We start from the raw sequence: 13603 nt of genomic DNA on the forward strand, positions 1-13603 counted from the left end.
GGGGCCACCGGCTTTCAGCAATTTGCGGCGCTTGCAGCATAATTGCGTCCAGCAATCGCCCGTTCTCGGGTCAATAGATTTCTTGCGACAGAACCTTTAGCGGCACAGGTATCAATTCCCGGTCCGTCTTCGTTAATATGTGGCAGCCGTCATCGTGCACCACGATCATGTCCTCTAGTTTGAGCATTCCGACTTCGGCGTCGCAGAGGTGGAGTTCGATGGCCAGCACCATGCCCGCCATTATTTTTTCTTCTCCGCCACGCGACAGGAATGGCGGTTCATTGAGATCCAGCCCGACGCCATGACCCACGAAATGTGCCATCTTTCCATCGGAAAATTTAAGAAAGGAGCCGAGTATTCGTGCGTCTTCAGCGTGGTGGCAAGCGCGATCAAAAACTTCACCCGATGTCATGGCCGGCGAGATATCTGCAATCAGTCTGTCTGAGACCAACCTGAGAGACTGATGCAAGTCCAGAGCCTTTTTCGTCGGTTGTCCTATGCAATAGGTTCGCGACTGGTCCCCGTGGTAACCTTGCACGCAGGTCGGAATGTCTACGATTACCAGATCACCGGGCTGAAGCTTCCGACGTGATGCCCCGGCGGGGACTGCAGCGCTCAATCCACAGCCGGAAACGGTGAAAACGACCCCGCTCATCTGTTGCCGGTTTTCCCCCGATGCGAGCGGTCCGCGTCCCATAGTGAAGTCGGGTTGCCGGACGAAAAACACGCCTTCGTGCCCGGCCCGGCGGTGTCCGTCTTCCACGATGGCCGAGGCTTCCAGTTCGGTCATCCCGACGCGCCATGCCTTTATCGCCTGCCGGTGGCCCTCTTCGAGCGCCTGTGCGGCGATTTCTATGGTTTCAATTTCTCCGGCATCTTTGATTTTTCTCTGTTCGAGGATGTCCGACGACACATCCACGATCCGAGCGGACCCGACAACCTTACCGAGTTGTTGGTATTGAGGGACGGTCATCACGTCGAGCTCTGCGCCGATCTGCAGGTCGTCGGTGTCTTCTCCAAGGCAGGTGTCTACGATGTCGGCGAGCCTACTTTTGAGAGAGACGCGATTATCCGGTAAGCTGCTTTGTCTTCGGGCAAAGCCCAGTCCGGAGCGCACGTAAAGATGAGCATCGTCTGGCGCGACGAACAGCCATCCCGGCTGAGCGGTTCCCGTGTAATAGAATATGTCTCTGCTCATGTGCAGTAGTGCGGCTGTCAGGCCGCGTCGACGGAGGCATTGCTGTAGGGCTCCGATCCTCTCGCTATGGGCTGTCATTCTGCTCTCCTTCGTCAACATTTAAGGTGATAATTTGGGTTTGGTTGGAACAGATCGGGTCCGGAAAGCGCGACAAGGCGTATACTCCTAGCACCGAAACGGTCGTGATTGTTGGCGCGCAACCCATCCTGCAGCCACAGTTCGATCACAAAACAAGTGTTGACTTGATCCAGTAATTTAGATAAACTAACATATGTTTTTTTATTAGGGTCTGTCAAATGACAACTGCGGTGCGCTCCAACAACCGGCTTGATGTTTTGCTGGACAGTTCGGCGGAGTTATTTTCGGCGCGCGGGTACCAAGGTACGACAATGCGGGACATCGCCAAGAAATGCGGGATGCTGCCTGGGTCGATCTACTATCATTACCCTAACAAGGAAGCTTTGCTCGTCGGGGTCTACGAAGAAGGCGTTCGGAGGTTAAGCGAGCGGGTTCAGGGAGAAATCGCTAAGGCGACGGATCCGTGGGAGCGGCTGGAGCTGATGCTCGCTGCGCATGTCGAGATGATTGTCGAGCCCACTGCCTATGCCAGCGTTATTATCCGCATCTTGCCTGATGATGTGCCTGCGGCGCGTGATGATCTCGTCCGGCTGCGCGATAAATACGAAATTTACGTGCGCGACTTGGTGGGTGCGCTTCCGCTACCAGAGGGGTTGGACCGAAGCTTGCTTCGGCTCTTCCTGATCGGGGCCGTTAACCACATCCCGGTCTGGCACCGGCCGGGCGGGGAGGGCCCCAGACAGATCGCGTGCCAATTGATGCGGGTTCTTAAGCGATCGCTTTCAAGCCAAGCCGAGGAGATTTGAATTATGGCCTATCCTGAGCGCGTCCTGGTGACGAAAATCGGATTCGACGGGCATGACCGGGGTAGTCGCGTGGTCGCTGCCTACCTGCGCGACGCCGGCATGGAGGTGATCTACACCCCTCCTTGGCAAGAGATCAAGACAGTGGTCAAGCTAGCTATGCAAGAAGATGTGGACGTGGTGGGGGTGAGTTCGCTCGCGACCGATCATCTCATCATGCCTGATCTGATTGCGGCGTTGCGCGATGCGGACATGGATCATGTGCGTCTTGTCGTGGGTGGAATAATTCCGCAGAACGAACAGCCCGAACTGATGGATGCTGGCGTCAGCGCCATCTTTGGTCCAGGCGCTACTAGCGAAGAAATTGTTGAAACCGTCCGCCAGCTTGCCGTCGAGGCACGCGCAGCGCGCGAAACCGCAGAGGTCGCATAATGTCCAAGAAAGCTTCGAACACTAATGCCGCCACCCTGAAAGATAAGCAGGCCGAATGGAAGGTCCGCTATGACAAGGAGATCGGGCAGGACCGGACCGTCATAAACCGCTCCGGTATCGAGGTACGTCCGCTCTACACGCCGCTTGACTGGTCGGATAGTCGCTACGGCGAGGATCTGGGCATGCCCGGCGAGTTGCCATACACCCGGGGCATCTACAACACTATGCACCGTGGTCGCACCTGGACACAGAGACAACTTATCGGGCTCGGGACACCGCAGGACTACAACGAACGGGTCCGGATGATGCTGCAGCAAGGGGCGTCGGCGATCAGTCTTATTCCGTGCAACTCAAGCTTCCGCGGTATCGATTGCGACGAAAGTCCCTTGCCGCTGCTTGGGACCTGCGGCACCGTCATCAATACGGTCGATCACATGGACGCGGCGCTCGACGATGTGCCGATCGGTGAAATTTCTACCGCGATGAACGACCCCACGCCCTTCACGCTTTTTGCTTTCCTGCTCAGCGTCGCGAAACGTCGGGGCGTACCGTTCGACAAGATCACAGGCACTGCGAACCAGTCCGATTACATCTCGCATTTCGTGGCCAATCACATGTTCTACCGGCTAAGCCAGCCTGGTGCACGGCGGGTCTTCGTTGATCATGTTAAGTTTTGCCGGGAGCATGTGCCAAACTGGAACCCGGTCTCGGTCGTTGGTCAGCACATGCAGCAGGCTGGAGCTACCCCTGCGGAAACCATGGGGCTGACGCTCTCGACCGCGATCCAGTACGCCGATGACTGCATCGAGTCGGGCATGGATCCCGACAATTTCCTGCCGCGCTTCACTTTTTTCTTCGACATCTCCATCAGCTTTTTCGAGGAGGTGGCAAAGTTCCGTGCCGGGCGGCGGATTTGGGCCAAGATCGTTCGTGAGCGTTACGGCGCCAAGGACCCCCGCTCATGGCGTTTCAAGTTTCACGGTCAGACATCTGGCGTTGATCTAACCCAACAACAGCCCCTCAACAACATTGCCCGAGTGGCTGCGCAGGCGATTGCGGGAATATTCGGGGGCTTGCAATCCATGCACACCGACGGATTTGACGAAGCAATGGCCTGCCCGACAGAGGACGCCGCGCGCATTGCTGTGGCAACGCAGAACATTTTGCGTGAAGAGGCGCATCTCTGCGACGTCATCGACCCGCTGGGTGGTTCCTACTACGTGGAGTCTCTTACTAACGAGATGGAGGAGAAGATTTTCCAGGTCATGGACACAATCGAGAATGCGGGTGGGATGTATAATGCTGTCGATGCCGGGATCGTGCAGCGCATGATCGGGAAGTCGGCGTTAGAGTATCAAAGCCGCATCGAAACCGGCGCAGAGAAAGTCGTGGGCGTAAATTGCTACCAGTCCGAGGTGGAGGATCGGGAGGTTGATACGTATCGCCCGAGCCGTGACGCGATGGAGGCGCAAGTGACGGCATTCAAAGCTTTCAAAGCCGCCCGGAAGCAAGCCGACGTGGACAGGGCGTTGGACGAGTTGGCCCGTGCCGCAAACGGCTCCGAGAACGTTTACCAAAAAGTGGTGGGGGCCGCCGATAACGGCGTTACTCATGGCGAGATTATCGCTTGCCTGCGCCGTGAGCTTGGGTTTGGCCATCCGCTGATGGTGGCCTGATGTCTAGCTATAAAAAGACAAGGATTGAGGCGCTTGCCAAGCGGCTCCGCGCGGGTGACCCCCGCGCACTTGGCCGGGCGCTGACTGTGGTGGAAAGCGGTGGTGACGACGCTCTGGCTCTGACTGAAGCGCTGGCTGGTGCGTTTGGTGAAGCACACATCGTGGGTTTCACTGGCCCGCCTGGTGCCGGCAAGTCGACGCTTCTTAATGCTTTGATTCATGAATGGCGAAGAGAGGGCCGTCCGGTGGCTGTCCTTGCAGTAGACCCAGTGAGTCCGGTGTCGGGCGGCGCGGTGCTGGGCGACCGGACGCGCATGGGCGCTCACAGCCTCGACGATGGAGTCTTTATCCGTTCGGTCTCGGCGCGCGGTCATCTCGGCGGGCTTTGCGAAGCGGCGCATGACATGGCCGATATCATGGACGCTGCTGGCTGGCCGCTCATCCTGATAGAAACAGTGGGGGCCGGGCAGTCGGAAACTGAAATCACGCAGGTGGCCGACCTTAGCGTGGTTATTTCCGCTCCGGGGCTCGGCGATGAACTCCAGGCTATTAAGGCCGGGATATTGGAGATCGGTGATCTGCTAGTGGTTAACAAGGCGGATCGCGACGATGCCGATGAGACGGCAAAACACCTCGAAGCGATGCTGTCGCTGCGATCCGGCGCGAAGCGCAATATTTCTGTCTTACGGGTTTCTGCGACGACAGGAAGGGGGGTTTCGAGGTTGAAAGACGAGATCAATCAACTCTTGGAAACCACAGGCGTTGCCGTGGGTGCCGACCGGAAGCGCAAACGCGATGCGCGTAAGTTGAGGCTTGCCGTTCTTCGCTTCGCCAGCCGCATCTCGGCGGGGATCCCGGATGAAGACTTCGGTTCAATGAGGCCGGAAGAGTTTGACCGTGCCATAGAGCGTTCGCTTGCCTTCTTATCGACTGAGATCGATGACTGAGTGTCGCTTACAACGCTCGGATGACTGGGGATCCGCCCCCCCATTTCTGGCCTGTTATAGTGGTCAGGAGATCCAGACCAACTCGTGCTGGTGTCTCGAATATTTATAGCGGTTTCGATGTCGAGGATGGAGGCAACAGAAGGATCGATGCGTTAAACAACATTGAGAAAGGCCATGTTTGTGCGCTTGGCCGGGGGAATATGTTGCAGAGGATCGTCAATGGTTAAGTAGTGACGCCTGAGCCGAAGGCAAATTGGTGCTGTGGGGGGAATGATGGATAACCGAACGGGACAATCCGCAGTAGCGTCCATTCCAGCGCTTCTGCACCGTAACGCCACTGAATTTGGCAACAAGATTGCGTATCGCGAAAAGGAATACGGCATCTGGCAATGCTGGACCTGGGCCGAGGCGGAAAAAGAAATTGAGGCGCTTGCGCTTGGGCTTATCGACCTTGGGGTGAACGCGGGCGATTTTGTTGCTGTCATTGGCCGCAACCGGCCCTATTTCTACTGGTCGATGGTTGCCGCGCAATCGGTGGGGGCTGTCCCCGTGCCGCTCTATCAGGATGCTGCCGCCCCCGAGATGGAATACGTGATGGAGCATTGCGGCGCGCGCTTTGCCATCGTGCAGGATCAGGAGCAGGTGGACAAGCTGATCGAGGTGCAGGAACGGCTGCATCAGCTTGAGCATATCATCTATGTCGATCCGCGCGGACTTCGCAAATACGACCACCACAAGCTGCACGCCTTTGACCATATCCAGCAGCAGGGTCGCGCGGCGCGTGAGGAATTCATCGCTGATCTGAAAGAGCGGCGCGAAAAGCTGAGTTACGACAGCATCTGCGTCATGCTCTACACCTCGGGCACGACGGGCAAACCCAAGGGCGTGGTGCTGTCCAATCGCAATATCATCGAGGCGTCGAAATCCTCGTCCGAGTTCGATCACCTGACCCGTGACGAAGAGGTGCTGGCCTACCTGCCGATGGCCTGGGTCGGGGATTTCATCTTTTCCATCGGGCAGGCCTATTGGTGCGGCTTTTGCGTCAACTGCCCCGAGAGCGCCGAGACCATGCAGCCTAACCTGCGCGAGATCGGGCCGACCTATTACTTCGCGCCGCCGCGCGTGTTCGAGACACAACTGACAAATGTGATGATCCGGATGGAAGATGCCAGCCGGTTCAAGAAATGGCTGTTCGACATCTTCATGGTGCACGCCCGCAAGGTGGGGCCGGCAATTCTGGATGGCAAACCCGTGGGGGTCTGGGATCGCTTCAAATACGAGCTGGGAAAACTCTTTGTCTATGGCCCGCTCAAGGACACGCTCGGTCTTGGCCGGGTGCGTGTGGGCTATACGGCGGGCGAGGCGATCGGGCCGGAAATCTTTGATTTCTACCGCTCTTTGGGGATCAACCTCAAACAGCTCTATGGCCAGACCGAGGCATCGGTGTTCATCACCCTGCAACCCGATGGCGAGGTGCGCAGCGACACCGTGGGTGTGCCCGCCCCGGGCGTGGAGATCCGCATCAGCGACAGCGGCGAGGTGTTCTATCGCAGCCCCGGCACGTTTGAATATTACTACAAGAACCCCGAGAGCACCGCCGACACCAAGTATGCCGAAGGCTGGGTTGCCACCGGCGATGCCGGGTTCTTCGACAAGGATAACGGTCACCTGCGGATCATCGACCGGGCCAAGGATGTCGGCAAGATGGCTGATGGCCGTCTCTTCGCGCCGAAATATGTCGAGAACAAGCTGAAATTCTATCCCAACATCCTGGAGGCGGTGGTGTTCGGCAACGGGCGCGATGCCTGCACGGCCTTTGTCAACATCGACCTCACGGCGGTGGGCAACTGGGCCGAGCGCAACAATATCGGCTATGCCTCCTATCAGGAACTGGCGGGGCATCCGCGCGTGCTCGACACCATTCAGGCGCATGTCGAAGAGGTCAACCGCAGCCTCGCCTCGGACCCGATGCTGGCGCATTGTCAGGTGCATCGCTTTCTCGTGCTGCACAAGGAACTCGATGCCGATGACGGCGAGATGACCCGCACCCGCAAGGTGCGCCGCCGGATCGTCGAAGGCAAATACGAGGATCTTCTGACCGCCCTCTATGACGGGTCGAAGGAGATATTCACCAAGACCGAAGTGACCTACGAGGACGGGCGCAAGATTGGCGGCGTCGTGATGGAGATGAAGAACATCAGCCTGCGCTTTGGCGGTGTGGTGGCGATCAAGGACATCTCCTTTGACATCCGTCAGGGCGAAATCCGCGCGATCATCGGGCCCAATGGCGCTGGCAAGTCGAGCATGCTCAACGTCATCAGCGGTTTTTATCATCCGCAGGAGGGCGAGATCTGGTATCAGGGCAAACTGCGGCCACCCATGAAACCCTTTGAGGTGGCGCAGCAGGGCATTGCCCGCACCTTCCAGAACATTGCGCTCTTCGAGGGGATGACGGTGCTCGACAACGTGATGACGGGCCGGATCCGGCAGATGAAGGCGGGGCTGTTCGCCCAGGCGATCTGGAAAGGCAAGGCCGAACGCGAAGAGGTCGAGAATCGTGCGGTCGTCGAAAAGGTCATCGACTTTCTCGAGACTCAACACATTCGCAAGACGCCCGTGTCACGCCTGCCCTATGGGCTGAAAAAGCGGGTGGAACTCGCCCGCGCGCTTGCGGCAGAGCCGTCGATCCTGCTGCTGGACGAGCCGATGGCGGGCATGAACGTCGAGGAAAAAGAGGACATGAGCCGCTTTGTTCTCGATGTGAACGACGAATTCGGCACCACTATCGTGCTCATCGAGCATGACATGGGGGTCGTGATGGATCTGAGCGACCGGGTCGTCGTGATGGATTACGGCAGAAAGATCGGCGATGGCACGCCCGATGAGGTGCGCAACAATCAGGATGTGATCGACGCCTATCTGGGGGTCGCCCATGACTGATTTCGCAACGCGAAATCACCCCGGACGCGATCCGGGGCTTTACGCCCGCAAGGCCCTGGGGGCGGCCTTCGGACTCGGTATCGCGTTTTTGCCGATGTCCGCCCATGCCGATGGCTGGTCCGAATTCCACACCCGGTGCCTGACGGCGCTGGAAGCGCTCGCGCCGCCGGTGGTTGCAGGGCTTGGTCAAGGCGAAGCTGCGAATGGCTCACTTCGCTATGATCTACCCGATGGCGGGCAGCTGCTCGTTGAAAAGTCGCCTCCGAACGGTCTATTGGCCTGTTCGGTCACTGATCCAACTGGGGCATCAGAGGCAGGGTTTGACACATGGATCGCCGAGGTCGTTGCGACAGGGCGCTATATACCGGCAGAGGCGGGCACATGGCACAGCAATCAGTGGATTGAGCCAGTCCTTGGCGCTGCAAAAGCATCACGACGATAAGAACTTCACCCTGCGGATCGTGGAGACGCACCTTGAAGCCTGACCTCTCACAACGAAACGTCATCGTAGCGGAGACATACCATGCCTGATCAGCTGCTATTCGGAATGGAAGTCGTGCTGAACGGGCTCATGGCGGGGGTGCTTTATGCCCTCGTGGCCCTCGGGTTCGTCCTGATCTACAAGGCATCCGGCATCTTCAACTATGCTCAGGGGGTCATGGCGCTCTTTGCCGCGCTCACGCTGGTCGGGATCATGCAGGGGCAAGTGCCCTTTGCCCACCTGATCAATGCGGTATTCGGAACCAAAGTTCACCATTTTGGCTGGGAGGTGCCGACGCTTCTGACAATCATCGTGACCATCCTGATCATGGTGCTGCTGGCCTGGATCGTCAATCAGTTGATCTTTCGCCATCTGGTCAACCAGGAACCAATCATCCTGTTCATGGCCACCATTGGCCTTGCCTATTTTCTTGAAGGATTTGGCGACGTCATGTGGGGCAGCGACATCAAGAAGCTTGACGTCGGTTTGCCGCAGGGGCTCAACCCGGTGATTGACGATCTGACCTATGGCATCTTCGGGTACGGCTTTTTCATCGACAATCTCGATATCGTGGCGACAGTGGTGGCCGCCCTTCTGGTGGTCTCGCTCGTGCTATTCGCGCAATATTCCAAGCAGGGCCGGGCCATGCGGGCGGTCGCGGATGACCATCAGGCGGCGCTTTCGGTGGGCATTTCGCTCAATTTCATCTGGGTCATGGTCTGGTCACTGGCGGGCTTTGTGGCGCTTGTGGCGGGCATCATGTGGGGCACCAAATCGGGCGTGCAATTCTCGCTGTCGCTGATTGCACTCAAGGCGTTGCCGGTGCTGATGCTGGGCGGTTTCACCTCGATCCCCGGCGCGATTGTGGGCGGTCTGATCATCGGGGTGGGTGAAAAGCTTTTTGAGTTCAGCGTAGGCCCGATGGTGGGCGGGGCCACCGAAAACTGGTTCGCCTATGTGCTGGCGCTGATCTTTCTCGTTTTCCGGCCACAGGGCCTGTTCGGCGAAAAGATCATCGAGAGGGTGTGACGGACATGCAAAAGCTGACCGCCACCGTCAACGTGATCGCCTGGGCCGGGTTCTGGTCCTTTGGTTATCTCGCGCTCTCGGTCAACGTGGAGAACACCGGCCAGATGGTGATGGCCGCAATCCTTGCAGCACTTGGCGGCGGGACGGGGATGCTGGCCTATCTCTGGGTGGTGCGCCGGTCGGAGACCACGGGCTATGCCCGGCCCGCCAACCGCGCAGAGCGGCGCGACAAAGATGAAATTCTTGGGGAGGTTCTCTAGATGTTTTACCGTGAGGCGGGGGATTTCAAGACCTCCTATACCGACGACAGCCAGACCTTTCCGATCAAGTTCGACCGTTACCGCTATTATGCGGTTCTCGTCGTGGCCTTTGCTGTCATCCCGTTTTTCATTAACGACTACTGGGTCAGTGCCGTTCTGCTGCCGTTCCTGATCTATTCGATCGCCGCAATCGGCCTCAACATCCTCGTGGGCTATTGCGGGCAGGTCTCGCTGGGGACTGGTGGTTTCATGGCGGTGGGGGCCTATGCGGTCTACAAGCTGATGACCGCGTTTCCGGAGATCAGCATACTCATCCATGTCATTCTGGCCGGTGGGATAACCGCCGGGGTGGGTGTGCTCTTTGGCCTGCCGTCCTTGCGCATCAAGGGGTTCTATCTCGCGGTGGCGACGCTGGCGGCGCAGTTCTTTCTGGTGTGGCTCTTCAACCGGGTGCCGTGGTTCTACAACTACTCTGCCTCGGGCCAGATCAGCGCGCCGGAGCGGACCATCCTGGGCGTGCCGATCACCGGCGCGCAAACGTCCCCCTGGGCGGCCTATCTGTTCTGCCTCGTCATCGTCGTGGCCTGTGCGATCATCGCGCGAAACCTGACGCGCGGCATGGCGGGGCGCAAATGGATGGCCATCCGCGACATGGATATCGCCGCCGAGATCATCGGGGTGAACCCGCTCAAGGCCAAGCTGAGCGCCTTTGCGGTAAGTTCGTTTTTCGTGGGCATTTCGGGCGCGCTCTTCTTTGCGGTCTATCTGGGCGCGGTCGAGGTGGGCGAGGTGTTCGGGATCAACAAATCCTTCCTCGTGCTCTTCATGGTGATCATCGGCGGGCTTGGCTCGATCTTTGGCAGCTTTGCCGGGGCGGCGTTTCTGGTGCTCTTGCCGGTGCTCCTGAAGAACACGTTGGTGGGGGGGCTGGGCTGGCCCACCGACCTGGCGGCGCATCTGGAATTCATGATCGTCGGCGCGCTGATCATCATCTTTCTGATCGCCGAACCGCACGGGCTTGCGCAACTCTGGCGCGTCGCCAAGGAGAAACTGAGACTTTGGCCCTTTCCGCATTGAAGAAGGGACAACGGTGGGTCGAAACCCGCCTAACGAGATTGGACGTGGAGACATACCCGTTCAAGACAAGACGTCGGACAACACCAAGGGAGGAATAAACCGATGAAAACGAAACTAATAACTTGTCTTTTATCAGCACTGTTGGCCGGATCACCGGCCCTGGCTGAACTGACCATCCCACTCTTAAGTTTTCGAACCGGGCCCTATTCTCCAAATGGAATACCTATCGCGGATGGCTATTCCGACTACTTTACGCTGATCAACGAACGTGATGGCGGTGTCGGTGGCGTAAAGATCGACATGCCGGAATGTGAAACTGGATATAGTACCGAAAAGGGTGTCGAATGCTATGAGGCAACCAAGGAGAATGCAATTCTCTACCAGCCCGTGTCAACCGGTCTGAATTATCAGTTGATTCCAAAAGCTGGCGTGGATGAAATCCCAATTCATTCAATAGGTCATGGCCGCACTTCAGTCGCTAATGGAAAGGTGTTTAAATGGATATTTAACTATCCAACAAATTATTGGGCAGGTGCGAGCATTGCTATCAAATATCTGCTTCAGGAGAATGGTGGCAACATTGAAGGCAAAAAAATCGCGCTGGTTTATCATAACTCTTCGTTCGGCAAAGAGCCAATTACAACCTTGGAAAACCTAGCCAGAAAACACGGGTTTGTTTTTAGCACTCTGGCCGTTGATCATCCTGGTCAAGAGCAGAAATCGCAATGGTTGCAAATCCGACGTGAGAAGCCTGATTATGTGCTTTTGTGGGGCTGGGGCGTCATGAACCAAGTTGCAATTCAGGAGGCTGCCAACGTGCGTTTCCCGCTGGAAAATATGATTGGCGTCTGGTGGTCTGGTTCTGAATCCGATGTTCTGCCTGCTGGCGAAAGCTCTGACGGTTACAAGGCGCTGGCTATGCATGCCCCTGGGTCAGACTTTGACATCTATAAAGATCTCAAGACGTATGTATACGACAAGGATCTGGCCGCGGGTAACGGCGATCAAATGGGGACCGTTCTTTACAACCGCGGCCTCTATTCCGCAATGCTGGCAGTAGAAGCCGTGAAAAAGGCCCAAGAAATACACGGGACGTCCCAGGTTACAGGGCCAATGGTTCGTGACGGCATGGAGGCGCTTCATATAACTGAGGAAAAAATGGCGAGTCTAGGCTTTGCTAATTTTGCGCCGGAAATCAAGGTGACGTGTTCTAATCACGGAGGCCAAGGTCTGGCTGCTGTACGCCAGTGGAATGCGAAAACGAAAAGCTGGAGCATGTTGACAGGTTTCATAGCGCCGGATTCAGAAGTAGTCGATCCTTTGATTGCCGCAGATTCCGAGGCCTATGCCGCAGAGGCGGGGATCGAACCGCGCTGCAACTAATCGTGGCGTGATGACAAGGGGATGTAGCGGCGCGCCCGCCATCCCCATCCAACCCAAGACGGCCTGTGGATACGCAAACTATTACGGAGAGAGACATGACCGACTCAGTACGCACCGACGAGATCATCCTTGAGGTCAACAATATTGAGGTAATCTATAACCATGTGATCCTGGCGCTGAAGGGGGTCAGCCTGAATGTGCCCAAGGGTGGTATCACCGCCTTGCTGGGCGGTAATGGCGCGGGCAAGACAACGACGCTCAAGGCAATCTCGAACCTGCTGAAATCCGAACGCGGGGAGGTAACCAAGGGGTCGATCATCTATCGCGGAGAGCGAGTGCAGCATCTGGTGCCCTCAGATCTGGTGCAAAAGGGCGTCATTCAGGTGATGGAAGGCCGCCACTGTTTCGAGCACCTGACGGTTGAGGAGAACCTGCTGACGGGCGCCTATACTCGCGGATCTTCGCGTGCGGAGATAGATGCCAACCTCGACATGATTTATAATTATTTTCCGCGCCTCAAGGAGCGCCGCAAAAGCCAGGCGGGCTATGCCTCGGGCGGCGAGCAGCAGATGTGCGCCATCGGCCGCGCGCTGATGGCTCGGCCCGAGACTATCCTTCTGGACGAGCCGTCGATGGGGCTTGCGCCGCAACTGGTCGAGCAGATTTTCGGGATCGTGAAATCGCTGAACGAGAAGGAGGGCTATACCTTTCTTCTGGCCGAGCAGAATACCAATGTGGCGCTGCGTTTCGCGCATCACGGCTATATCCTGGAATCGGGCCGCGTGGTGATGGACGGCCCCGCAAAAGACCTGCGTGAAAACCCGGACGTGAAGGAATTTTACCTAGGCATGTCGGATGAGGGGCGCAAATCGTTCCGCGACGTGCGCAGCTATCGCCGCCGCAAGCGGTGGCTGAACTGATCTCGCCTTGCTCTTAAATCGTTCGCCCTGAATAACCCTCACCCCTCTGTTTTTGCGGTGTATTTTGTGGTTTTCCTTAGGTTTTTGGTAAGCGCCCCGTTGATACCGCAGGTTATGCGGCTTGACTGTCCGTCACAGATACCAGTGGTGCCCAATGCCAGGGCAGCAGTTCATCCAGCCGGTTGATCTTGTGATCATGGATGCGGTCGAGGATGTCAGCGAGATATGCCAGCGGGTCGAGGCCGTTAAGTTTAGCGGTCTCGATGATGGTCATGGCGCGGGACGGTTCTGTCGCAAGAAATCTATTGACCCGAGAACGGGCGATTGCTGGACGCAATTATGCTGCAAGCGCCGCAAATTGCTGAAAGCCGGTGGCCCC

General features: G+C 57.4%; 12 protein-coding genes and 2 pseudogenes. 12 read left to right on the forward strand and 2 right to left on the reverse strand.

Features of this window, described 5'->3' with window-relative positions:
* Window positions 1-70: 70 nt before the first annotated feature.
* Window positions 71-1297 carry a M24 family metallopeptidase gene (locus tag ACSSVY_RS21710; protein WP_454272043.1) on the reverse strand — a complete coding sequence of 409 codons (1227 nt, stop codon included), beginning with the start codon at window positions 1295-1297 and terminating at the stop codon, window positions 71-73.
* Window positions 1298-1494: 197 nt separating this feature from the next.
* Between ACSSVY_RS21710 and ACSSVY_RS21715 the strand changes: the two genes are divergently transcribed.
* The 12 genes and pseudogenes from ACSSVY_RS21715 to ACSSVY_RS21770 all read left to right on the forward strand — a co-directional run bounded on the left by ACSSVY_RS21715 (window position 1495) and on the right by ACSSVY_RS21770 (window position 13224).
* Window positions 1495-2082, forward strand: a complete 588-nt coding sequence (locus tag ACSSVY_RS21715) for a TetR/AcrR family transcriptional regulator (protein WP_454272045.1) — start codon at window positions 1495-1497, stop codon at window positions 2080-2082.
* Window positions 2083-2085: 3 nt separating this feature from the next.
* Entirely contained in the window at window positions 2086-2511 is a 426-nt protein-coding gene (locus tag ACSSVY_RS21720; RefSeq protein ID WP_454272047.1) for a cobalamin B12-binding domain-containing protein, read from the forward strand.
* On the forward strand, window positions 2511-4187 hold the full coding sequence (locus ACSSVY_RS21725; protein ID WP_454272048.1) for an acyl-CoA mutase large subunit family protein: 1677 nt from the start codon (window positions 2511-2513) through the stop codon (window positions 4185-4187). The genes ACSSVY_RS21720 and ACSSVY_RS21725 overlap by 1 nt, the downstream gene beginning before the upstream one ends.
* Window positions 4187-5134 (forward strand): methylmalonyl Co-A mutase-associated GTPase MeaB, encoded by a 948-nt coding sequence (gene meaB, locus ACSSVY_RS21730; RefSeq protein ID WP_454272049.1) that lies wholly within the window; start codon window positions 4187-4189, stop codon window positions 5132-5134. The genes ACSSVY_RS21725 and meaB overlap by 1 nt, the downstream gene beginning before the upstream one ends.
* A gap of 273 nt (window positions 5135-5407) precedes the next feature.
* Window positions 5408-7300: pseudogene (locus tag ACSSVY_RS21735) on the forward strand (AMP-binding protein); the annotation flags it as partial.
* A 15-nt stretch (window positions 7301-7315) separates the two neighbouring features.
* Window positions 7316-8074 carry an ABC transporter ATP-binding protein gene (locus ACSSVY_RS21740; RefSeq protein ID WP_454272061.1) on the forward strand — a complete coding sequence of 253 codons (759 nt, stop codon included), beginning with the start codon at window positions 7316-7318 and terminating at the stop codon, window positions 8072-8074.
* Window positions 8067-8516, forward strand: a complete 450-nt coding sequence (locus ACSSVY_RS21745) for a hypothetical protein (RefSeq protein WP_454272050.1) — start codon at window positions 8067-8069, stop codon at window positions 8514-8516. Before ACSSVY_RS21740 ends, ACSSVY_RS21745 begins: the two co-directional genes overlap by 8 nt.
* A gap of 81 nt (window positions 8517-8597) precedes the next feature.
* Window positions 8598-9584, forward strand: a complete 987-nt coding sequence (locus tag ACSSVY_RS21750; RefSeq protein WP_454272052.1) for a branched-chain amino acid ABC transporter permease — start codon at window positions 8598-8600, stop codon at window positions 9582-9584.
* Between the two features lie 5 nt (window positions 9585-9589).
* Window positions 9590-9844: a hypothetical protein gene (locus ACSSVY_RS21755; RefSeq protein WP_454272053.1), complete on the forward strand. Its 255-nt coding sequence runs from the start codon at window positions 9590-9592 to the stop codon at window positions 9842-9844.
* On the forward strand, window positions 9845-10921 hold the full coding sequence (locus ACSSVY_RS21760; protein WP_454272055.1) for a branched-chain amino acid ABC transporter permease: 1077 nt from the start codon (window positions 9845-9847) through the stop codon (window positions 10919-10921).
* A 102-nt stretch (window positions 10922-11023) separates the two neighbouring features.
* Window positions 11024-12304: an ABC transporter substrate-binding protein gene (locus ACSSVY_RS21765; RefSeq protein WP_454272057.1), complete on the forward strand. Its 1281-nt coding sequence runs from the start codon at window positions 11024-11026 to the stop codon at window positions 12302-12304.
* 95 nt (window positions 12305-12399) lie between these two features.
* Complete coding sequence (locus ACSSVY_RS21770) at window positions 12400-13224, forward strand: ABC transporter ATP-binding protein (RefSeq protein WP_454272059.1); 825 nt, start codon at window positions 12400-12402, stop codon at window positions 13222-13224.
* Between the two features lie 112 nt (window positions 13225-13336).
* Here the strand turns inward: ACSSVY_RS21770 and ACSSVY_RS21775 are convergent.
* A pseudogene (locus tag ACSSVY_RS21775) lies at window positions 13337-13495 on the reverse strand (transposase domain-containing protein); the annotation flags it as partial.
* Window positions 13496-13603: the final 108 nt, after the last annotated feature.

The sequence above is a fragment of the Roseovarius sp. MBR-51 genome, from assembly GCF_053628575.1.